At 58.8% G+C, this 21,127-nt stretch carries 17 protein-coding genes; 4 read left to right on the top strand and 13 right to left on the bottom strand.

Annotation, left to right across the window (positions count from 1 at the left end; genetic code table 11):
- Positions 1–303: 303 nt before the first annotated feature.
- The 6 genes from MKZ79_RS00420 to MKZ79_RS00395 all read right to left on the bottom strand — a co-directional run bounded on the left by MKZ79_RS00420 (position 304) and on the right by MKZ79_RS00395 (position 6,246).
- Positions 304–966, bottom strand: coding sequence for a DedA family protein (locus tag MKZ79_RS00420; protein WP_336139139.1), 663 nt, complete (start codon positions 964–966; stop codon positions 304–306).
- A gap of 18 nt (positions 967–984) precedes the next feature.
- On the bottom strand, positions 985–1,788 hold the full coding sequence (gene truA / locus MKZ79_RS00415; RefSeq protein WP_336139137.1) for a tRNA pseudouridine(38-40) synthase TruA: 804 nt from the start codon (positions 1,786–1,788) through the stop codon (positions 985–987).
- Positions 1,788–2,798, bottom strand: coding sequence for an aspartate-semialdehyde dehydrogenase (locus tag MKZ79_RS00410; protein WP_336139136.1), 1,011 nt, complete (start codon positions 2,796–2,798; stop codon positions 1,788–1,790). The genes truA and MKZ79_RS00410 overlap by 1 nt, the downstream gene beginning before the upstream one ends.
- Positions 2,799–2,897: 99 nt before the next feature.
- Positions 2,898–4,034 (bottom strand): 4-phosphoerythronate dehydrogenase PdxB, encoded by a 1,137-nt coding sequence (pdxB, locus tag MKZ79_RS00405; protein WP_336139134.1) that lies wholly within the window; start codon positions 4,032–4,034, stop codon positions 2,898–2,900.
- A 180-nt stretch (positions 4,035–4,214) separates the two neighbouring features.
- On the bottom strand, positions 4,215–4,658 hold the full coding sequence (locus tag MKZ79_RS00400) for a hypothetical protein (protein ID WP_336139133.1): 444 nt from the start codon (positions 4,656–4,658) through the stop codon (positions 4,215–4,217).
- A 169-nt stretch (positions 4,659–4,827) separates the two neighbouring features.
- Positions 4,828–6,246, bottom strand: a complete 1,419-nt coding sequence (locus tag MKZ79_RS00395) for an amino acid permease (RefSeq protein WP_336139132.1) — start codon at positions 6,244–6,246, stop codon at positions 4,828–4,830.
- A 346-nt stretch (positions 6,247–6,592) separates the two neighbouring features.
- Here MKZ79_RS00395 and MKZ79_RS00390 point away from each other — a divergent pair, with 346 nt between their 5' ends.
- Both MKZ79_RS00390 and flk read left to right on the top strand, forming a co-directional pair.
- Positions 6,593–7,495, top strand: coding sequence for a DMT family transporter (locus tag MKZ79_RS00390; RefSeq protein ID WP_336139131.1), 903 nt, complete (start codon positions 6,593–6,595; stop codon positions 7,493–7,495).
- A 115-nt stretch (positions 7,496–7,610) separates the two neighbouring features.
- Positions 7,611–8,630, top strand: a complete 1,020-nt coding sequence (flk, locus tag MKZ79_RS00385) for a flagella biosynthesis regulator Flk (RefSeq protein WP_336139129.1) — start codon at positions 7,611–7,613, stop codon at positions 8,628–8,630.
- 2 nt (positions 8,631–8,632) lie between these two features.
- On the opposite strand, the gene MKZ79_RS00380 is transcribed toward flk, so the two are convergent.
- The gene (locus MKZ79_RS00380) at positions 8,633–9,079 is read right to left on the bottom strand and encodes a rhodanese-like domain-containing protein (protein ID WP_336139128.1); all 447 of its coding nucleotides are present in this window, start codon (positions 9,077–9,079) and stop codon (positions 8,633–8,635) included.
- 90 nt (positions 9,080–9,169) lie between these two features.
- Between MKZ79_RS00380 and pdxR the strand changes: the two genes are divergently transcribed.
- The gene (gene pdxR / locus MKZ79_RS00375; RefSeq protein WP_336139127.1) at positions 9,170–10,612 is read left to right on the top strand and encodes a MocR-like pyridoxine biosynthesis transcription factor PdxR; all 1,443 of its coding nucleotides are present in this window, start codon (positions 9,170–9,172) and stop codon (positions 10,610–10,612) included.
- Positions 10,613–10,622: 10 nt separating this feature from the next.
- Here pdxR and MKZ79_RS00370 read toward each other — a convergent pair whose 3' ends face one another.
- The 6 genes from MKZ79_RS00370 to fabB all read right to left on the bottom strand — a co-directional run bounded on the left by MKZ79_RS00370 (position 10,623) and on the right by fabB (position 18,955).
- On the bottom strand, positions 10,623–11,921 hold the full coding sequence (locus MKZ79_RS00370) for a maltoporin (protein WP_336139126.1): 1,299 nt from the start codon (positions 11,919–11,921) through the stop codon (positions 10,623–10,625).
- 35 nt (positions 11,922–11,956) lie between these two features.
- Positions 11,957–13,618: an alpha,alpha-phosphotrehalase gene (treC, locus tag MKZ79_RS00365; protein WP_336139125.1), complete on the bottom strand. Its 1,662-nt coding sequence runs from the start codon at positions 13,616–13,618 to the stop codon at positions 11,957–11,959.
- A gap of 19 nt (positions 13,619–13,637) precedes the next feature.
- Positions 13,638–15,050: a PTS trehalose transporter subunit IIBC gene (treB, locus tag MKZ79_RS00360; protein WP_336139124.1), complete on the bottom strand. Its 1,413-nt coding sequence runs from the start codon at positions 15,048–15,050 to the stop codon at positions 13,638–13,640.
- A 248-nt stretch (positions 15,051–15,298) separates the two neighbouring features.
- A complete protein-coding gene (gene treR / locus MKZ79_RS00355; protein ID WP_336141310.1) occupies positions 15,299–16,252 on the bottom strand; it encodes a trehalose operon repressor TreR in 954 nt (317 codons plus the stop codon).
- Between the two features lie 82 nt (positions 16,253–16,334).
- Entirely contained in the window at positions 16,335–17,501 is a 1,167-nt protein-coding gene (locus MKZ79_RS00350) for an MFS transporter (protein ID WP_336139123.1), read from the bottom strand.
- Positions 17,502–17,734: 233 nt separating this feature from the next.
- Positions 17,735–18,955, bottom strand: a complete 1,221-nt coding sequence (fabB, locus tag MKZ79_RS00345) for a beta-ketoacyl-ACP synthase I (RefSeq protein ID WP_336139122.1) — start codon at positions 18,953–18,955, stop codon at positions 17,735–17,737.
- A 157-nt stretch (positions 18,956–19,112) separates the two neighbouring features.
- On the opposite strand from fabB, the gene mnmC reads away from it, so the two are divergent.
- The gene (gene mnmC, locus MKZ79_RS00340) at positions 19,113–21,122 is read left to right on the top strand and encodes a bifunctional tRNA (5-methylaminomethyl-2-thiouridine)(34)-methyltransferase MnmD/FAD-dependent 5-carboxymethylaminomethyl-2-thiouridine(34) oxidoreductase MnmC (RefSeq protein ID WP_336139121.1); all 2,010 of its coding nucleotides are present in this window, start codon (positions 19,113–19,115) and stop codon (positions 21,120–21,122) included.
- Positions 21,123–21,127: the final 5 nt, after the last annotated feature.

Below are 21,127 nucleotides of genomic sequence, written 5' to 3'. Positions count from 1 at the left end.
TTGTTGTGCTAAATCAGATACTTAACACAGATTATCGCCTGAGAATTAGGCGGTATTACACCATAAAACAGCCTGGTGCGCTACCTATTCGTCAAGGGAGCGATTTTCTCTTTAACGCCGCGGCACGCCGGGACTTCAGGCTGTTTATTTCTCGTTCGCGAGGCGATCTGCGACCCTAACGGCAAAATGTAGGAAATGCGTGAAAGCGTGGAGGAAAACAGATAAAAAAAACGGAAAAGGCGGAAAAAATGGGTGAAAGAGGAGGCGCCCGCCGCCGCTACCGGCGTGCGGGCGATAAAACGGTTATTGCGGCTTCTGCTGACGCGCCGCGCGACGATGGCGCAGCACCTCCACCACACCCGGCAGCACGGACACCAGGATAATAGCGATAATCAGGTAGTGCAGGTTTTGCTGAATCGCCGGCAAGTTGCCGAAGAAATAACCGGCATAGGAGAACAGCACGACCCAAAGAATGCCGCCCACTACGTTGAACAGCGCGAAGTGGCGATAGGACATTTTCCCCATACCGGCAACGAACGGCGCAAAGGTGCGTACGATCGGCACGAAACGCGCCAGGATGATCGTTTTGCCGCCGTGACGCTCGTAAAACTGGTGGGTTTTATCCAGGTAGCTGCGGCGGAAAATCTTCGAGTTCGGATTGCTGAAGAGTTTGTCGCCGAACAGCCTGCCGATGGTGTAATTCACCGCGTCGCCAACAATCGCCGCGACGCAAAGCAGCAGCGCCATCAGATGCACATTCAGCGCACTGTCCGGGATCGCCGCCAGCGCGCCGGCCACGAACAGCAGCGAATCGCCGGGCAGGAAAGGCGTGACCACCAGACCCGTTTCGCAAAACAGGATCAGAAACAGAATGGCGTAGATCCAGACGCCGTATTGCGCAACCATCGCCTGCAGGTGCACATCAATGTGCAGAATAAAGTCGATGACGGTGTGAATCACTTCCATATTGGGTTCCTTAATGCGTTAATCCTCGAGGAACAGCGGTCCCATCGGTGGACGTGGTAAATCATAATGTTCAGGGTAATCGACCGCGACCAGATAAAGCCCTTCGGCTCTTGCCGTCGCCGCCGCCAGCGTGCGATCTTTTGCCGCCAGCAGCTCGGCCATCCAGCTTTCCTGCTGATTTCCACAGCCTATTTCCATCAGGCTACCGACAATGTTGCGTACCATATGGTGCACAAAAGCATTGGCTTTGATATCCACCACCACATAAGCGCCGTGACGGCTGACATTAAGGTGCATCACATTACGCCAGGGCGTGCGCGACTGACACTGCACCGCGCGAAAAGAGGTAAAGTCGTTTTCGCCCAGCAGCGCCTGCCCCGCGCGATGCATTTTTTCCGCATCCAGTGGATGGTAAAAGTGCGTGACGCCGCCATGCAAAATGGCCGGACGCAGGCGACGATTGTAGATAACGTAGCGATAGCGCCGCGCGGTCGCGCTGAAGCGGGCATGAAAATCCTCCGCCACAGGCTTTACCCAGCGCACAGCGATATCGTCCGGCAGGTTGGCGTTGACGCCCAGCGTCCAGGCAGCATCTTTACGCAGCGACGTGGTTTCGAAATGCACCACCTGCCCCGTGCCGTGGACGCCCGCATCGGTACGTCCGGCGCAGAAAACCACGACCGGATGATTGGCTACTTTAGAGAGCGCCTTTTCCAGCTTCTCCTGCACGCTTCTGACTTCCTGCTGCCGCTGCCAGCCATAGTAGCGGCTACCGTCATATTCAACGCCCAGCGCCAGCTTATAGGTCTCTGCCGCTGACATTACCAGAAGTACTCCTGCACCAGCTTCTCGGCAGTCTTCACCGCCATCAGCGCGCCGCCGAAGCGCACGTTGTCCGCTACCGACCAGAACTGCAGCAGCTCCGGAATGCCGTAGTCGTTACGCACGCAGCCCAGGCTGAGCTGCGCATTGCCGGAAGCATCGCCGACCTGCGTCGGATAATCGTTTTCCTCAGAGAGCGCGATATCTTCCGCCTGCATCAGCGCTTCTCGCGCCTCTTCCGCCGACATCGGGCGCAGGTTTTCGATATGCACGATCTGCGCATTGCCGTAGAAAACCGGCGCCTGTACGGTGGAAACCGCGATCGGCAAACCTTCGTCCTGCAATACTTTGCGCACCTGGTCGATCAGGCGGCGCTCCTGCAGCACGCTGCCTTCAGCGTCCGGCAGCAGCGGCAGCATATTGAAAGCCAGCTGGCGACCGAAGAAGTTCTCTTCCGCCGGCATGCCGTTGAGCAGCCGCGCGCTTTCGCCCGCCAGCGAGTCCACGGCCGCTTTGCCGTGCGCCGAAGCGGCAATCAGGCTGGTGACCTGTAAACGGCCCAGTCCCGCCTGATCCACCAGCGGTTTGATCGCGCACAGCAGCTGGCTGGTGACGCTGTCGGCCACGCTGACGATGTTGCGGTTGCGGTAATCGGCCAGCACCTGCGGGTTAACGTCCGGCACCACCAGCGGCACGTCCGGCTCCAGCGCGAAGAGATCGCTGGTGTCGATCACCAGGCAGCCGGCGCTGGCGGCTTCTTCGGCATAGCACGTTGAAGCTTCGCGCCCGGCGGCGAAAATAGCCAGCTGCGCCTGCGACCAGTCAAATTCGCCGGCGTTGCCGACCAGCAGCGTTCTGCCTTCAAAACGCAGGTTTTCGCCCGCGCTGCGTTCGCTCGCCAGCAGATACAGCTCACCAACCGGGAACTGGCGCTCGGCCAGTAGTTCCAGTACTGCTCCCCCTACTGCGCCTGTCGCGCCCAGTAGCGCAATATTCCAGCCGTCAGACATGTTGGTTTACTCCAGATAATGTACATAAAAAACAGAGGGCGGTGACGCCACCGCCCGACGATTCAGAATTTTTCGCAGCCCGCTTCGCGCAGGAATCTGTCAGCAGCCTGCCTGCCAGAACGCGTTGAAGCCCAGCTTCGCCAGCAGCTTCGCGGTGCTTTCGGTATCGCACTGCACGCGCAGCGAAGACCATTCGCGACGTTCCAGATAATTTTTGCGCAGGCGATCGAACTCGCCCGGTACGGCGGCCACTTTGCGCAGCGGCGCGTCGTCGCGGCGCACATCATACACCAGATGCACCAGCCTTTTCAGCGTCGGCTGATCCAGCTCGCCGCGCAGCGTTACCAGGCCGAATTCCGGCGCGGGTAGCAGCGTTTCCAGCGCCACCTGCTGCGGGTTGCCTAAAAACTGCGTCCAGGCTTCAAATACCTGCGTGGTGCCGCGCGCTTTCCCTTCCAGCGTATAGCCAGCGATATGCGCGGTGGCGATATCCACTTTATCCAGCAGCGGCAGAGAGAGTTCCGGCTCCGGCTCCCAGACATCCAGCACCACGCTGAGATCGTGGCGCGTTTCCAGCACCTTCAGCAGCGCCTGGTTATCCACTACCGGCCCGCGGCAGGCGTTGATCAGGATGGCGTCAGGCTTAAGCGCCAGCAGCAGCGCCTCGTCGGCCAGGTGCAGCGTTCTGTAGTCGCCCTGTTTAAACAGCGGCGTATGAAAAGTCAGGATATCGGCTTCGGCCACCAGCTGTGAAAGCGGCAGGAAATCGCCCTCGTCGCCACGATCGGCACGCGGCGGATCGCAAAGCAGCGTGCGGATACCCAGCGCTTCGAGGCGAGCCTGCAAGCGGCCGCCGACGTTGCCAACGCCGACAATGCCAACGGTGCGATCCTTCAGCTCAAAACCGTCGCGCTCCGCCAGCATCAGCAGCGCGGAGAAAACGTACTCAACCACGGCAATCGCGTTGCAGCCGGGCGCGGCCGAGAAAGCAATGCCCTGCTCGCGCAGAAAAGCCTCATCAATATGATCGGTGCCTGCGGTGGCCGTGCCGACGAACTTCACCGGTTTGCCGCTCAGCAGTTCGGCATTAACCTTAGTGACGGAACGTACCATCAGCCCGTCGGCGTCATTCAGCTCGGCCTGCGGTACCGGACGGCCCGGCACGGCTACTACATCGCCGGTACGGCTGAAGAGTTCGCATGCGTAGGGCATATTTTCATCAACGAGAATTTTCACAATCGGGTTCCTGCTGGTAACAGTGAGGGGCGCTATTCTGCCATAAAGCGGCGTAAGGGATAAGCCTGCGGTGCGGCGGGCCGATTGGCCCGACAGGCGGCTTGTAGATCATATTGCGATAAGGATTTTGTTGGCAGGCTGCGAGCCGCTAATAATTCAGGCCTTTAAGCATCACATTCTTTATTGATTAATACGGGTTATCAGCACGCGGCTCTTTTTACAGGCTTTGTCCGCGCAGACGCCGCTAAACCAGAGCTGGCCGTCGCCCATCATCACGCCCTGATCCCTGGCGAAAAGCTCTTCATATTTCTGACTGACGATGATTTGACTTAATTCAGGAGTGAAAACGCTGTCGTAGCGTTTTTTTAGCATTGCCGGCGTCCGGAAAATATGTTCTTTGCCTTTTACGCCGACTTTCAGCGGATAAGCGACCAGCGTAACGACTCTATCTTTATCCTTCGCCGCCACCGCTTTCTGCAGATCCATAAAAAAGTCGCGGTACGGCTGGTGCGAGCCAAACAGGGAATCGAGCCGTTGATCAACCTCCTGCACCGTGGCGGCAAAAGTGTTGCCCACGCCGAGAAACAGGGTCAGAAGCAGAATAACCAGCCTTGTTTTCATCATAATCTCCTTGAATGACGGCCGTACGGGCAGAGAAGCTGCCCGCGTTTGATCCCGCTAACTTTAGGCTTAAGTAATACGCCGAGTCAAAATGCGCGCCGCTTTTCTGCAGGCGCGCACTGGATTGGTTAATCAGGAAGAGACGCCGTCGCCGACAAAGCCGATCTCCGATTTATCGCATCGTCTGTACGGCACGCGGCTGAGGACGCAAGGCACCACGGCTTTGCGTCGTGCGTCTGCGGGTTACAAAGAAGCTTAACATCAGGATGATAACCGTCACCGCGCCGGTCATCAGCGCTTCATAACGAAAGGCCGGTGAGAAAAACATATAGCCCAGCACCAGCAGGATAATGCCGATGGTAAAGAGCGTCAGCCACGGAAACAGCCACATTTTAAATTCCGGCGGCTGACCGCTGCGCTCCAGCCTGTGGCGCATCACCAGCTGAGAGACGGCGATGGTCAGATAGACCAGCAGCGCGATGGCGCCGGTGGACGACAGCAGAAAATCCAGCACTTTGCCGGGGAAAGCATAGTTGGCGACACAGCCGGCAAAACCGGCCAGCGTCGAACAGAGCACGGCGACGCGCGGCACGCCGCCAGCGGATACGCGCGTGCCGGCTTGTGGCGCGTCGCCGCGCTGCGCCAGCGAATAAAACATGCGGGAAGCGGTATAAAGCCCGGAGTTCATGCAGCTACAAACGGCGATAAACACCACCGCGCTGACCAGAATTTCGGCGCCCGGCAGATTAAGCGTTTTCAATACGTATTGAAAAGTTCCCTGTTCTTTCAGTTGTGGATCGTTCCAGCCGACCAGCGAGACGACCAGGAAAATCGACAGCAGATAGAACAAGGCAATACGGTAAACCACCAGATTGGTTGAGCGACGGATCTGCTGGCCCGGATCTTTCGACTCGGCGGCAGCGATAGTAATGATCTCCGCGCCAAAGAAAGAAAAGATAGTGATCAGCACGCCGGAAAGCACCGCACCGCCACCGTGTGGCATAAAGCCGCCGTGATCCCAGAGACGCGACACGCCGCTAAGCCGTGCCAGCGGCCAGTAGCCCGTGACCGCCATCACGCCGATGGCGATAAAAGCGATAATGGCGACAACCTTGATAAGAGAGAACCAGAATTCAAACTCGCCAAAATTTTTTACGTTAAAGAGATTGGTGCCGGTCAGCAGGAACATAATGGCAAGCGTGTAAAGCCAGGCGGGGACGGCAGGCAGAGCGGCGTGGAGGATATTAGCGCCGGCGATCGCTTCAACCGGGATTACCAGCACCCAGAACCACCAGTAGAGCCAGCCGATGGTAAAGCCCGCCCAGGGACCAAGCGCCCGCGAAGCATAGGTGGAAAAGGAGCCGGAATCGGGCTGCGCGACCGCCATTTCGCCCAGCATCCGCATAACAAGCAGTACCAGAACGCCCGCAAGAGCATAAGAAATTAATATCGCCGGGCCGGTAGTAGCAATGGCACTGGCGGAACCGATAAACAATCCTGCGCCGATAATACCGGCAATGGAAATCATCGTGACCTGACGGCTGGTCAGCCCGTTGCCGAGCGCAGACTGCATGTTTGGTGTGTGACTCATAGATATTCCCGCATAAGAGGTGAGGATGTTTAGCGCTTTCTCCTGTACGAATTCCCTTTCACAGCTTCGCTGTCATGAAACTGTCATTTCCTGAATTCATTCTGACTTTTGATGAAAATCGTGTAAAAGCCTTAGCCTGGGTTTGCCATAGGATTTTCTTATCTCGTTGATATTCAATGTCATTAATAACTCATGTAACATTAACTATGTATTTATAACAAAAAATATACATAAGATCGGGAATGATTTGTCGCTTTTTGAACCGGGATCACGAGGAAGGAAAAGTTATTTATTTGCGCTAAGCGAGGTACACTTCTGCCGTTCTATGATTGCTACAGGCCTAAAAATGAATTTTCTCTATCCGCTGACGGCGGTGCTGATCTGGTCGTTTAACGCGATAGTCAGCAAAGTTTCGGCTAACGCCATCGATCCCGCAGCGATCTCTTTCTATCGCTGGCTGATAGCGCTGATGGCATTGACGCCTTTTGTACTGCCTGCGGTCTGGCGCAACCGCGCGCTGGTCAGGCAGCTGTGGTGGAAACTGCTGACGCTCGGTCTGCTCGGCATGGTGCTTTATCAGAGCCTGGCCTACTACGCGGCGCACAGCGTCAGCGCGCTTTCGATGGGGATACTGGTTTCGCTTATTCCGCTGCTGACGGTGCTGATCAGCATTCCGGTGCTGAAAGCGGCGCCGACGCTGGGCATTCTTATCGGCAGCGTGCTGTCGTTTAGCGGGCTGGTGTGGCTGATTAGCCAGGGCAATCCTGAGCGGCTGCTGACCCAGGGCATGGGCGCGGGCGAGCTGATGATGTTTGCCGCTTCCACCTCCTACGCGCTCTATGGCGTGCTGACTCGCCGCTGGGCGATCCCGCTACCCAACTGGCAAAGCCTTTATGTGCAGATCGTTTTCGGCGTCGCGCTGCTGCTGCCGGGATTTTTACTGGCGAAGGATGTGTCGCTGAACGCGCAAAATTTGCCGCTGGTGCTGTTTGCCGCGATCCCGGCTTCGGTGATTGCGCCTTTTTTATGGATTCAGGGCGTAATGCGAATGGGCGCCAGTACCGCCTCGATTTTTATGAATCTTACGCCTGTTTTTACCGCCGCGATCGCCGTGCTTTTTCTGCATGAGCAGCTGCACAGCTATCACTTTATCGGCGGCGGCGTCACCTTAGGCGGCGTTATCCTGGCGCAGCGGCTGCGCACGCCGCTGCGGCCTGACAAAACCGCGCGCGCCGCGGCCGATTCCTGAAAAATAATCCGCCGGACGGCCCGGCACTACTACCTATCGCGTAACGGGATTGTTATCATAGCCAATCCCCGTTTTTCCGGCGTTTTCCGGACAGTGTTGAGTTAAGGATTTTGCCATGCAACCTCTTAATGGCCCCGGCACGCCATTACCCGGCGAACGAGCGAGTGCCGCTGATACCAGCCGCAGCGGCCTGGGCGATCAGCCGCTTACGCCCGCTCAGCGCACCACGCTGGAAAGGCTGATTGTCAAAATCATGTCGCTCAGTTCACTAAAAGCGCCGGAATTATGGGCCGGTTTGCGCCACGAAGTGGGCGTCAGAAACGATGCTGGCCTGCTGGCTCGCCATTTCCCGGCGGCGGAACAGTTTCTGAATACGCGTCTGGCGCAGGTGCAGAATACTCACGCGACCCGCCAGCTTTTTCAGCAGCTGAGCGATCTGCTGCCCGCAGGCAACAACCGTCAGGCGGTCAGCGACTTTATCCGCCAGCAGTTTGGCCATACCGTGCTCAGTTCCCTGAATCCCGATCAGCTGCGTCAGGTGCTGACCATGCTGCAAAACGGCGAGATGGCGATCCCGCAACCGCAGCAGAATCGCGTGACCGATCGCTCGCTGCTGCCGGCCGAGCATCACGCGCTTAATCAGCAGGTCGCCCGACTGGCCGCCGTCACCGGCGAGCAGCCGGTTAAGCTGTGGACTTCCGTACTGAAAGTGGTCAACCTGCACAGCGGCGACCCTATTCCTTCGCGTCTGTTCCCGCTGCTGACGCAATATCTGCAGGTTAGCCAGATGCTCAGTCAACAGCCTGCGCCGACGCTGCACTCGCTGCTCGCCTCGCTGAAAGTGCCTTCCGATCACGCCGAGCAGCGTATGCTGGAGGAAGCCAGCCAGCAGCGTTTTCAGCTGCCGCCGCAGGCGATCCTGACCGCCGCGCAGGCGCAGGATTTGATCAACCTGCTTTTCGCCCGCCGCGCCGAACGTCTGAAAGAGATGCCGCTGGCCGACAGCGAAATCCACCCGCAGCCGATTGTTTCCGGCTATGTGCCGCCGGCGCTAAGGCCGCTGGCGACCCGTCCGGCAGTAACCGCATTCGCCGCCCTGCTGCTGTTTATTTTCCTGGTGTGGGTTTTTCTCTGAGTTCAGCAGCCGCATTCCTGCAAATCCTGTAGCGGCCAGACGCCCGCTTCTTCTCCCTGCGCGATCGGATGGCGGTCGCGCAGCCAAAAATCCAGTCCGCCAATCAGCTCTTTTACCCGCAGGCCTGCTGCGGCCAGCTTCCATGCGCCTTTGGTGGAGCCGTTACAGCCGATGCCGTCGCAGTAGGTCACATATACCTTGCTGCTATCCAGCAGCGCCAGCGTTTTAGCGTTCATGGTGCGATGAGGAAAGCTTATCGCGCCGGGAATATGCCCGGCCTGGTACTGCTCTGCCGAACGGGTATCGATCACCGCAATATCGGTGACACCGTTGGCGAGATCCTGCGCCAGATCCCAGGCGTCGCTATAGTAAGCCAGCTTTGCGCTCAGCCAGGCCTCGCTTTGCATGGCATTGGGCGGCGGAAACTGTAAAACGGCGGAAATAGTCATAGCGTGAACTCCTTTGCTTAATGTTGGCCTGATGATAGGGTAAAACGGCCTTAAAAATAATACCCATTCCGGCCAGACGATAAGACCACTATGCCGCTCAACAGCGTTCCCCTGATTCAGATTTTCGCCTCGCAGCAGGCCCGTTCGCGGCGGGATAAACTGTGCGCGGCTTTACGGCAGCTTATTACCGACGGTACGCTACGCCAGGGCGAGCGGCTGCCCTCTTCGCGGCTGCTCGCCGCCGATCTTTCGCTCTCCAGAGTGACGGTGGAAGCTGCCTATACGCAGCTGGAAAGCGAAGGCTGCCTGCTGCGGCAAAGCGGCAGAGGCACTTTTGTGACCACCGGACTCTCTACGGCGCAGCCGGTAAAGAAGGCGTTGCCCGCTGCGGCGCCGACGCTTTCCCTGCGCGGCGGCAAGATAGCCGCGAGCGGCGGCTGCGACGACCCGCTTTTTCCACAGGCCTTCGCCGCAGGATCGCCCGATTTGCGCGCTTTTCCCCACGATATCTGGCGCAGGCTGACGACGCAGCGCCTGCGTCACGCGCCGGAAAAGCTCATGGGTTACGGCGCGCCGCAGGGCCTGCCCGAACTGCGCGAGGCGGTCGCGCGCTATCTGGGGCAGTCGCGCGGCGTACGCTGCGATGCCGGACAGGTCATTATTCTTACCAGCTCGCAGCAGGCTTTGCAGATGCTGGCGATGCTGCTGTGCGATCCGGGCGATGATATCTGGCTGGAAGAGCCGGGCTATAGCGGCGCTTACCACGCTTTTGTCAGCGCGAGCGCGACCCTCGGCACGCTTGAGCTGGACGACCAGGGCGCGAAAATAGCTGACCGGCCAGCGCCAAAGCTAATCTACCTGACGCCTTCGCACCAGTATCCTACCGGCGTCACCATGAGCCTGTCTCGTCGCCTGCAGTGGCTGGCGTTTGCCCGCGCGCAAGGCAGCTGGATAATTGAGGATGATTACGACAGCGAATTTTACTACGGCGCGCAGCCCGCGCCCGCCCTGCAAGGGCTGGATAAAGCCGGACGCGTGCTCTATCTCGGCACCTTTTCCAAAACGCTGTTTCCTTCCCTGCGGCTGGCTTATCTGGTCGTGCCGCCCGTGCTGGCCGAAGCTTTCCAGCGAATGCGCAGCGTAATGGATGGCCACAGCGCGCAGCTGATGCAGGCGGTCACGGCGGATTTTATCGATAACGGCCATTTTCAGGCGCATTTAAGGCTGATGCGCCGGCTTTACGCCAGCCGACGCGACATTTTGCTGTCGGCGCTTGCCGCTAAAATTGGCGACAGAGTGCGGCCGCTGAGCCAGCAGCACGGCCTGCAGTTGACGGTAACGCTGCCGGAGGGCGGCGAAGAGAGATTAACGCGACAGGGTTTGCGGGCGGGTTTGCTGCTGCCGCGGCTGTCGCCTTTGTATCGCGGCGCGGCGCGTCAGGAAGGCTGGCTGCTGGGGTTTTCCGCCCTGCAGCCAGCGGAGATCGTCGGCGCGGTAGAGAAGCTGGCAGCGCTTTTCGCCGCGCCGGATTAACCAGGCGGGTTTACCACATGATTTCCATCTGCGCGCCGACGGTCACCTCATCATTGTTGCCGCGGCTGAAGGTACGCAGGCTGGTGTCGCTGTAAGCCAGTCCGGCATCGTAACCGCTATCGCTCGCGCCCGCATAACCCCATTTTTCCTGCCATTTGGCCCAGGTGGCGAACAGGCGCAGCGCCGGACGCGACCAGACGCTGTCGCCAGCCTGCCACTGCTGGGCGATCGTCACCTTATACTGACTGTTGCGCTCGCCGGTACGCTGCGATTTGATATTGTCATAGCCCGCTTCCAGCACGGTGCTCATTATCGGCGTCCACTTGTACATCGGGCTGACGCCTGCCGTATACCATTCGGCGCCGTTGTTATTGTCGCGATTGCTATTTTGGTACATCGCGATATACATCATTCCCCAGCGCTCGTTGAGATCCACAAAGCCGTGGTCGAGCACGCGAAGCATATAGCCGTTGTTGTCCACTGACGCGCCTTCATTGCGGCCATTGCCCAGCGAAGTCATGGAATCCGTAGCGTACTGCACCACGAACTTGTTATTGCCGCCCGTCACGTTTTGCGTATGGATAGCGGTCAGCATCCAGCCGGATTTGCTGGCGTTCTCCGCCAGTCGATAGCCATCCTGCACGTTGGCGCGACCGTAATCGACGCCCAGCTCCAGACTGCCGCCGGGATTGGTCTGCAGTCCGGCCAGGCGCAGGTCAAAAACATCGTTAACCGTCGGCCGCTCATCCTGCTGCGTATCGATATAGCCCTGAGTGCCGCCCGCTTCGCTGTTGCGGGTAACCGCGAACGACAGCTTGCCGAAGCCCAGATCGACATTTTCCAGTCCGGCGCCCGGCCCGGAAATATCCCAGTAGAAGAAGTCGGTCATAAAGACGTCGTGGCGCTGGTAAAAACGTTTACCCGCCCACAGCGTCGAGCCGGGCAGCGCGTCGATCAGGTTAACGCCGGTGATATTTACCTCGCGGAAGCCTGGCGAAACGGCTTCGAAATCGGACCGCTGGGAGACGGCGTAGGCCAGCGTGGTATCGAAATAGAAGCTTTTGTCGCCCTCTTTCCACGCCTCATGACCCAGCTTTAATTCCGCGTAGGTTTCGCACTCGTTGCCCAGACGATATTTGCTGCCCGCGCCGGTAGCCTGGAAGCACTGCTGCTCGCCGCCGCTGCCTGTCCAGCCGATGCCCGATCGCGCATAGCCGTGAAAATCCACCGCCAGCGCCGGCGTGGAAAAGGCTACGGCCACCGTGGCGGCGAGTAAGGTTTTGCCCAGAGGTATGTTCTTATTTTTCATTTAGTTATTCCCTTAGTAAAAAAAAACCGGAAAGGTTATTCCATTAGCCACCAGATTGCCTCAAAAGGACGCAGCATGACGCTCTGAGGCTGCTGCGGCGCATCGCCGTAGTTGCTGAGCAACCTGCGCCAGCTTCTTTTGGCCGGCATGTCGGCGGGATGCCAGCGAAGCGGATCGCGGCTCAGATTGGCCACAACCAGAAGCTGCTGCCCGTTCCAGCGCCGCAGATAGCTCCATAACTGCGGGTGCGACGGATCGAGATCCTCGTAGTCGCCAAAGGTCAGCAGCGGATAGTGCTTGCGCAAGGCGATAAGCTGGCGATAGGTATTAAAGACAGAGTCGGGATCGGCCACGGCCTGCTGCGCGTTTACCGACGGATAGTTCGCTGCGCAGCTCAGCCAGGGTTGACCTGTTGTAAAGCCCGCGTTTGCCTCCGCGCTCCACTGCATCGGCGTACGGCCGTTGTCGCGCGATTTGCTGGCGAGCACGGCAAGCAGTTCCGCTTCGCTGGCGCCGCTGGCGCGCCGTTCGGCATAGATATTCAGGCTTTCCACATCGCGGTATTGATCGATCCGGGTAAAGCCCGGATTGGTCATGCCGATCTCTTCACCCTGATAGATATAGGGCGTGCCCTGCATGCCGTGCAGCACCATCGCCAGCATCTTCGCCGAAGGGATGCGCAGCGCACCTTCGTCGCCAAAGCGCGAAACAATGCGCGGCTGATCGTGGTTACACCAGAACAGCGCGTTCCAGGCGCGACCGTGCATCCCGCGCTGCCAGTGGCTGAAAATGCGCTTCAGCTCGACGAAATCGGGCGCGGCCAGCGTCCACTTGTCGCCGCCGGGATAGTCCACTTTCAGGTGATGAAAGTTGAACGTCATTGAGAGTTCGCTGCCGTCGCTGGCGGCGTAGCGCTGACAATTTTCCAGCGTGGTGGAGGACATTTCGCCTACGGTCATCAGGCCCAGCGGCTGAAACACCTCTCTGCTCATCTCCTGCAGGTAGTCGTGGATCGCCGGGCCATCGGTATAGAAACGCCGTCCGTCGCCTTCTTCATCGTCCGGCAGATGCGGATGTTTGGAGACAAGATTAGTGACGTCCAGCCGCAGGCCGTCGACGCCCTTCGCCGCCCAGAAGCGACAGACCTTTTTCAACTCTTCGCGCACCGGCGGATGCGCCCAGTTAAGATCGGCCTGCTCTGCGGCGAACAGATGCAGATAATATTGCCCGCTCGCCTCGTGCCACTGCCAGGCTGAACCGCCAAACTTAGAGCGCCAGTTGTTCGGCGGCGCGCCTTCCCTGCCGTCGCGCCAGATATAAAATTGTCGGTAAGGATTGTCGGGATGCTGCGCAGCCACAAACCAGGGATGAGCGGTCGAGGTATGGTTAAACACCATATCCATCACGATACGGATGCCGCGCCGACGCGCTTCGGCCACCAGCCTGTCGAAGTCGGCCATCGTGCCGTAGGCGGGATCGATGGCGTAGTAGTCGGCCACGTCGTAACCGTTATCAATTTGCGGCGAGAGATAAACCGGCGTCAGCCAGATCGCGTCCACGCCGAGCTGCCGCAGATAGTCCAGCCGGACGATAATGCCGTTCAGATCGCCGTGTCCGTCGCCGCTGCTGTCCTGAAAACTTTTTGGATAGATCTGGTAGATAACGCCGTTTTGCCACCAGGCAAGTTCTTTATTCATTGCGGTAGTTCCTGAAGCGTTAAGCGGGCAGTTCGCCGCGTTTGGCCTTATGACGCCACACCAGCAGCGTCAACAGCAGCGGCACCGCAATCGCTATCAGCATTGCTGCCAGAAAAGTCAGCCAGAACTGCGGCTGTATGGATAAGATGCCCGGCAGGCCGCCGACGCCGATACTGTTGGCCAGCACGCCGGTCAGGCCGCAGAGCAGGCCCGCCAGCGCGGAGCCGATCATGGCGCAGAGCATCGGGAAGCGGTATTTCAGGTTGATGCCGTACATGGCGGGTTCAGTGACGCCCAGATAGGCGGAGATCGCCGCAGGCACCGAGATTTCACGCTCGTTGGCTTTGCGGCTGATAATAATCACCGCGACCACGGCGGAAGCCTGAGCGATGTTGGAAAGCGCGATCAGTGGCCAGAGCGGCGTGCTGCCCATGCTGTTGATCATCTGTAGATCGATCGCCAGCGTGGTTTGATGAATGCCGGTGATCACCAGCGGCGCATAGAGGAAGCCGAACAGCGTGGCGCCGATGGGGGCGAAGCTGCCGGTCATCAGGGCTTTCACGCCCCAGGCGACGCCATCGCCAATCAGGCGGCCAAAAGGCCCAATCAACGCGTGCGCGAGGAAGACGCCCAGCAGGATAGTGGTGACCGGCACGACTACCAGCCAGAGATAGTCCGGTACCCATTTTTTCAGGCGAAGTTCTATCCAGGCCAATGCCATTCCGGCCAGCACCGACGGAATCACCTGCGCCTGATAGCCGACTTTTTCAATGACGAACCAGCCGAAATCCCAGGCTTCCGGTATTTGCTGGCCCAGCAAATAAGAGTTCATCAGCTGCGGAGAAACCAGGGTTACGCCCAGCACGATACCCAATACCGGCGTGCCGCCCATTTTTTTCACCGTCGACCAGCAAACGGCTACAGGTAAAAACATAAATATCGCTTCGCCCGGCAGCCATAAAAAATCATAGAGCGTTTGCCAGGCCGGAGATTGCTGCGCCAGCGTTTGCCCATTGGAAAAAGGCACGTCACCGATAATATTGCGGAAGCCCAGCAGCAAACCACCGCATATTAACGCCGGCAGCAGCGGGAAGAATATTTCAGCCAGATGGGATATCGCTCGTTCGGACCATTTCATATTTTGCCGCGCCGCGACTTTGACCTGTTCTTTATTGGCTTCGCCAACGCCTGTGGCGGCCCGTAGCGCCTGATACCAGACGCCGACTTCAGTTCCGATCACCACCTGGAACTGGCCGGCATTGGTAAAGCAGCCCTTCACCATCGGCAGCGCTTCGATAAGTTTGGGCTGCGCCAGGCTGGCATCGTGAAGAACAAAACGTAATCGGGTAATACAATGACTAAGGGCGGCAATATTGTTTTTGCCGCCGACCAGCTCAATCAGCCGATCGCTGTTTTCTTTTATTTTATCCACGGGAAATCCTTTTATTAAAAAATAAAATATATTTAACCCGGCACTCTTATCAGAGACTATTTGCCGTTAATTCTGAAAGCTGAAGAAGAGATAATTAACCTGTTGATAACACTCTGGCTTCCTTTATTCAAACTGACTGCAGGCACAGCGCCTTATTGATTTATCCGAGTGTAACGGGAAATATTTCCGCAGAAAAAGGGAACGTTCCCATTTTTAAAAGAAGATCACAAAAGCGGAGGGAATAATGCTTATTCAACGCCGGAAAGGCGACACGGAACGATAAAATGAGTGATGTCAGCTTCGCCGTTTAGCTGGGCAAGCAATTGCCTGGCCGCCTGCGTGCCCGCTTCGCCGTAGCCAAATTCGACGGCCAGCGTTTCCGGGAACAAGAAGCTCGCCAGCTGCGTATTGCCGATGGCGCAAACCTGGATGCGGCCAGGCTGCTGCTGCAGATATTTATTGGCGCCAAGCGCGATGCTGTCCGAGGCGCAGATTAGCGCCGTGGTTTGCGGCGTCAGCACGTCGCGCGCGCGCTCAAAACCATGCTGCCAGCTTAACTCGCCCAGTTCGCCAAGCGCATTGAGCTCCAGCCGCCGACAGGCCGCCAGATAGGCCTGCCAGCGACAGGCTCCCGTGGTGGCGTCGCTTTGCTGTACGCCCAGGTAGCTGATATGGCGATGCCCCTGCTGATAAAGCTTATCCATCAGCAGATTGACCGCGCCCGCGTCGTCATAGCAGACCGATGAGAAACCGGCGTAGCTGCGCACCATCACCACCATTTTCTGCTGCCAGCCGTCGAGCATCCCTTCGCTCAGGCCGCTGAAGCCGAACAGGATAACGCCGTCCACGTGGCGTCGCGCCAGCATATGCAGCTGTCCCTGCACCTGCTCCGGGTCGAACTGGCTTTCCATTATCACCGGGTCGAAGCCCTGCTGATAAAACAGCGGCAGCATAGCCCTGAGCGCCTGGTTTTCCGCCGGCGAGTCGAGTCGCGAGACGATAATGCCAACGACCCTGTCGCTTTGTTCACGCATGGCGCGGGCCGATCTGGAAGGCGTAAAATCCTGCTGGTGGATAACCGCTTCTACTTTTTCTCGCGTTTTCTGGCTGACACCCTGCTCACCGTTCAGCACGCGCGAAACGGTGGATTTCCCTACGCCGCTCAGTCGGGCGATATCCTTGATTGTCAGCCGGTTTTTCATCATGAGTGTTATCTGCGGTCTACGAAACGGCAAGATTAACGTATTTGGCGATAACAATCAGCCCTGTATCGCTCGCGACCTTTTACCCCTTTCGTGCAAAGCCAAGCGTGACGCCGATACCCAACGCCGCACAGGCCGCGCCGGCAAGATAAACGGAGCCGTAGCCCAGCGAGGTGGCGAGGATGCCGGTAAGCGGGCCGCTGACGCCGTAGGCGATATCCTGAAAGGCCGAGAAGCCGCCCAGCGCCGTGCCGCGAACCTGCGGCGCAACCCGTTTAACGACTTCCACGCCCAGCGCCGGGAATACCAGCGAGCAGCCGCAGCCGGTCAGCGCCGCGCCCGCCAGCGCCAGCCAGCCGTTGGTCGCCATCCCCAGCAGCAGCAGCCCGACCGCTTCCACCGCCAGCGAAAACAACGCCACCCGCACGCCGCCGAGGCGATCCGGCATCCAGCCGAACAGGATGCGCACCAGCACAAAGGCGAGGCCAAAAGCGGTCAGCGCGAAGCCGGCATTGCTCCAGTGCTGGCTGGTGAACCAAAGCGTGGTAAAAGTCCCGATAACGGCGAAGCCCGTTCCCTGTAGGGCAAGCGCAATACCGGGAGAGCGGATCTGCCCCACTACTTTCCACAGCGAAGGCCGCTCGCCGCCATGTATCGGCACTGGCTTTACCCAAAAGTTAAACAGTAGCGCGACAACGGGCAGCAACAGAGCGGCAACGCCGATCCCGGCGAATCCCCAACGCTGGTACAGCATCAGTCCCAACGGCGCGCCAGCGGCCAGCGCGCCGTAAATAGCCATGCCGTTCCAGGAGATGACCTGACCGGCGCGCGTTGCTCCCGCCAGCCCCATTCCCCAGGTGAGATTGCCGGTCAGCAGCTGGCTTTCGCCAAAGCCCAGCAGCAGCCTTCCTGCCGCCAGCAGCGTAAATTTCGCCATCACCGGCACGGGTAGCGTGGCCGCCAGCATGCAGGCGACGCCTGCCAGTGCACAGGCGATCATTCCCTGCAGCACCGAGCGCTTCGCGCCGCGCTGGTCGGCCAGCTTTCCGGCATAGCCGCGCGTCAGCAGCGTAGCGAAGAACTGAATGCCAACTGCTACGCCGACCATCACGTTATTCAGCTCCAGCTCCTGATAGACAAACAGCGGGATTGCCGGCAGCGCCAGGCCGGCGGTCAGATAAGTCAGAAAGACGGCGAAAGAGATTGAGGCCAGCCTCACAGAGACGTTTTTATGCATAAGGGAGAGCATGGATCGCCTGTTTTCTGAAGATAACGAACGGAAATCCTTAAGCCGTCGGTGTCGGAACAGCAGCTCCGAGGCGGCAACGCTTCCCGATACAATCACGCTTAAAGGAGTTAAAAACAGAAGTATAACTGGCTAACGGCAAGACATTGTTTAAGGTGGTAAACAGAGCGTTTAGCGGGGTAAACAACGAAGGGAGTAAAGGATGCCCCTGTGGAGCATCCTTTTAAGACAGACGATTACAGCTTGCGCATTACCAGCGTAGCGTTAGTGCCGCCGAAGCCGAAGCTGTTGGACATAACGGTGGTCAGCTGCTGTTCGGTTGGTTTGGTCACGATGTTCAGACCTTCCGCTGCCGGATCCAGCTCTTCAATGTTGATGCTCGGCGCGATAAAGCCGTGCTCCAGCATCAGCAGCGAGTAGATCGCTTCCTGAACGCCGGCCGCGCCCAGAGAGTGACCGGTCATCGCTTTGGTAGCCGACATGGCTGGCGTCTTGTCGCCAAAGACTGCGCGGATTGCGCCCAGCTCTTTTACGTCGCCGACCGGCGTGGAAGTACCGTGCGTGTTCAGGTAGTCGATTGGCGTATCGAGGCCTTCCATCGCCAGATGCATACAGCGCATTGCGCCTTCGCCCGATGGCGCTACCATGTCCGCGCCGTCGGAGGTGGCGCCGTAGCCGACCACTTCCGCGTAGATGTGCGCGCCGCGAGCCAGTGCGTGCTCCAGCTCTTCCACAACTACCATGCCGCCGCCGCCGGCGATAACAAAGCCGTCACGGTTGTTGTCGTAGGTGCGTGACGCTTTTTCCGGCGTCTCGTTATATTTGGTGGAGAGCGCGCCCATAGCGTCGAACTCGCAGGACATTTCCCAGCACAGCTCTTCGCCGCCGCCGGCAAAGACTACGTCCTGTTTGCCCAGCTGAATCTGCTCTACGGCGTTGCCGATGCAGTGCGCGGAAGTGGCGCAGGCGGAGCTGATAGAGTAGTTAACGCCGTGAATTTTAAACGGCGTCGCCAGGCAGGCGGAAACGCCGGAAGCCATCGCTTTGGTCACCATGTAAGGGCCGACGCCGCGCAGGCCTTTGGCGCGCATACCGTCAACGCTGGCTACCTGGTTGATCGGCGAGCCGCCGCCGGAACCGGCCACCAGGCCAACGCGCGGGTTGTTCTGGTACTGTTCAACGGTTAAACCGGAATCTTTTACCGCTTCCAGCATAGAGATATAGGCATAAATGGAAGCGTCGCTCATAAAACGCAGGGTTTTGCGATCGATGAGGCTGGAGATTTCGTCTTTAGAAAGTTTGACGTTGCCCCAGACGTGACTACGCATGCCGGAGTCTTTCAGCTCCTGGGAGAAGGTAATGCCGGAACGACCTTCACGCAGAGATGCAAGAACTTCCTGTTGGTTATTACCAATGCTGGAAACGATACCCAGGCCAGTAATCACTGCACGTTTCATTCAATACCTCGTTAACTACTTATATTAGGATTCGACACGCACTTTAGCTTACAGTTGTAAGCCGAACAAGTCCAACCAGCGGTTAACTTTTGTAAATTTGCGTGGGCGCGCCCTCGGGATTACAATCGCAACACCACAAGATAACTGAGCTTTTGCCGTGAACAGCGCCCCGATTGAGCAGGCCGAACTAAGCTGGAATGAACAGGGTACACCTGTATCCCGAACCTTTGGCGACGTCTATTTTTCCAACGAAAACGGACTGGAAGAGACGCGCTACGTGTTTCTCGGCGGCAACGGGTTGCCCGACCGTTTCACGCAGCACTCACGCGAGCTGTTTATCGCTGCCGAAACCGGTTTCGGCACCGGCCTGAACTTTTTGACGCTGTGGCAGGCGTTCGACCGCTTCCGCGCCGAAAAGCCGCAGGCGCAGCTGCGGCGCCTGCACTTTATCAGCTGTGAAAAATACCCGTTCAGCACCGAAGATCTGGCCAGCGCGCATCAGCGCTGGCCGGAATTGGCGGAGTACGCGCAGGCGCTACGCGAACAGTGGCCCGTCGCCCTGCCCGGCTGTCATCGTCTGCTGCTGGATGGCGGGCGCGTCACGCTGGATCTCTGGTTTGGCGATATCAATCAGCTGATTACCGCTTTTGACGACAGCCTGCGTCAGCAGGTCGACGCCTGGTTTTTAGATGGTTTCGCGCCGTCGAAAAACCCCGATATGTGGACGCCCGAGCTGTTTGCCTGCATGGCGAAAATGGCGCGTCCAGGCGGCACGCTGGCGACCTTTACCTCTGCTGGCTTTGTACGGCGCGGTTTACAGGAGGCGGGCTTCACGCTGACTAAGCGTAAAGGGTTCGGCCCCAAACGTCATATGCTTTGCGGCGTGCTGGAAAACGGTGTCGATGCGCAGGCCGTTGCGCCGTGGTACTGCCGTCCGGCGGCGGAAGGTGAGGATATCGCGCTGGTCGGCGGCGGTATCGCCAGCGTGCTGCTGGCGCTGGCGCTGCTGCGGCGCGGCAAAAAAGTCACGCTTTACAGCAGCGACGGCGAACCGGCTCAGGGCGCTTCCGGCAATCGTCAGGGCGCGCTTTATCCGCTGCTGAACCATCACGATCCGGCGCTGGCTCGCTTTTTTCCGGCGGCTTTTACCTTTGCCCGTCGCTTGTACGATCGGCTGCCGGTCGCCTTCGATCACGACTGGTGCGGCGTGACGCAGCTTGGCTGGGATGAAAAAAGCGCGGAGAAGATCGCTAAAATGCTGACGATGCGGCTGCCGGAAGAGATTGCCTGCGGAGTAGATCGCCAGCAGGCGGAAGCGCTGTGCGGCGTGGAAACCGGCTGCGGCGGCATCACCTATCCGGCCGGTGGCTGGCTTTCGCCAGGGCAGCTGACGCCCGCGCTGTTCGGGCTGGCACAGCAGCAGGGACTGATTGTCCACTGGCATCACGCGCTGACAACGCTTACCGATACCGCTGAGGGCTGGCGCCTTGAGTTCGTCGACAGGCCCGCGCGGACACATCGCAACGTGGTGCTGGCGACCGGCCATCAGCTAACCGCGTTTGCGCAGAGCGAAAAGCTTCCCGCCTATGCCGTTAGCGGTCAGGTTAGCCATATTCCAACCGCGCCAAAGCTGGGCCAGCTTAAGCAGGTATTATGCTACGACGGCTATCTGACGCCGGTGAATCCGCGCAATCAGCATCACTGCATCGGCGCGAGCTATCATCGCGCCGACAGCTCTACGCACTATCGGGAAGCCGATCAGCAGGAGAACCGGGAACGGCTGATCCGCTGCCTGCCGGAGGCCGACTGGCCGCAGGAAGTGGACGTCAGCGCGGGCAGTGCGCGTAACGGCGTGCGCTGCGCCACCCGCGATCACCTGCCGATGATCGGGCCGCTGCCCGACTATCAGCAAACGCTGGAGCAGTATGCGGATCTGGCGAAAAATCTGGTCGATGCTCAACCCGCGCCGGTTTATCGCGGTCTGTTCGTGCTGGGCGCGCTGGGCTCGCGAGGCTTATGCAGCGCCCCGCTAGCGGCGGAAGCGCTGGCGGCGGAGCTGTGCGGCGAGCCGATTCCGCTGGATCGCCAGACGCTGGCGGCCACGCATCCTAACCGCTACTGGGTCAGAAAGCTGCTGAAAGGCAAAGCGGTGAAGGCGACGGGCTAGCGAGT

Source organism: Erwinia sp. CGal63 (genome assembly GCF_037026505.1).
GTDB lineage: Bacteria > Pseudomonadota > Gammaproteobacteria > Enterobacterales > Enterobacteriaceae > Erwinia.
Note: the sequence above shows the minus strand (reverse complement) of the source record. Positions and strands in the feature narration are given on the sequence as shown.

Bases quoted from the DNA above. Each gene is read 5' to 3' on its own strand.
- MKZ79_RS00420 (WP_336139139.1), bottom strand. From the start codon at position 966: ATGGAAGTGATTCACACCGTCATCGACTTTATTCTGCACATTGATGTG.
- truA (WP_336139137.1), bottom strand. From the start codon at position 1,788: ATGTCAGCGGCAGAGACCTATAAGCTGGCGCTGGGCGTTGAATATGAC.
- MKZ79_RS00410 (WP_336139136.1), bottom strand. From the start codon at position 2,798: ATGTCTGACGGCTGGAATATTGCGCTACTGGGCGCGACAGGCGCAGTA.
- MKZ79_RS00400 (WP_336139133.1), bottom strand. From the start codon at position 4,658: ATGATGAAAACAAGGCTGGTTATTCTGCTTCTGACCCTGTTTCTCGGC.
- MKZ79_RS00395 (WP_336139132.1), bottom strand. From the start codon at position 6,246: ATGAGTCACACACCAAACATGCAGTCTGCGCTCGGCAACGGGCTGACC.
- MKZ79_RS00390 (WP_336139131.1), top strand. From the start codon at position 6,593: ATGAATTTTCTCTATCCGCTGACGGCGGTGCTGATCTGGTCGTTTAAC.
- flk (WP_336139129.1), top strand. From the start codon at position 7,611: ATGCAACCTCTTAATGGCCCCGGCACGCCATTACCCGGCGAACGAGCG.
- MKZ79_RS00380 (WP_336139128.1), bottom strand. From the start codon at position 9,079: ATGACTATTTCCGCCGTTTTACAGTTTCCGCCGCCCAATGCCATGCAA.
- pdxR (WP_336139127.1), top strand. From the start codon at position 9,170: ATGCCGCTCAACAGCGTTCCCCTGATTCAGATTTTCGCCTCGCAGCAG.
- MKZ79_RS00370 (WP_336139126.1), bottom strand. From the start codon at position 11,921: ATGAAAAATAAGAACATACCTCTGGGCAAAACCTTACTCGCCGCCACG.
- treC (WP_336139125.1), bottom strand. From the start codon at position 13,618: ATGAATAAAGAACTTGCCTGGTGGCAAAACGGCGTTATCTACCAGATC.
- treR (WP_336141310.1), bottom strand. From the start codon at position 16,252: ATGAAAAACCGGCTGACAATCAAGGATATCGCCCGACTGAGCGGCGTA.
- MKZ79_RS00350 (WP_336139123.1), bottom strand. From the start codon at position 17,501: ATGCTCTCCCTTATGCATAAAAACGTCTCTGTGAGGCTGGCCTCAATC.
- fabB (WP_336139122.1), bottom strand. From the start codon at position 18,955: ATGAAACGTGCAGTGATTACTGGCCTGGGTATCGTTTCCAGCATTGGT.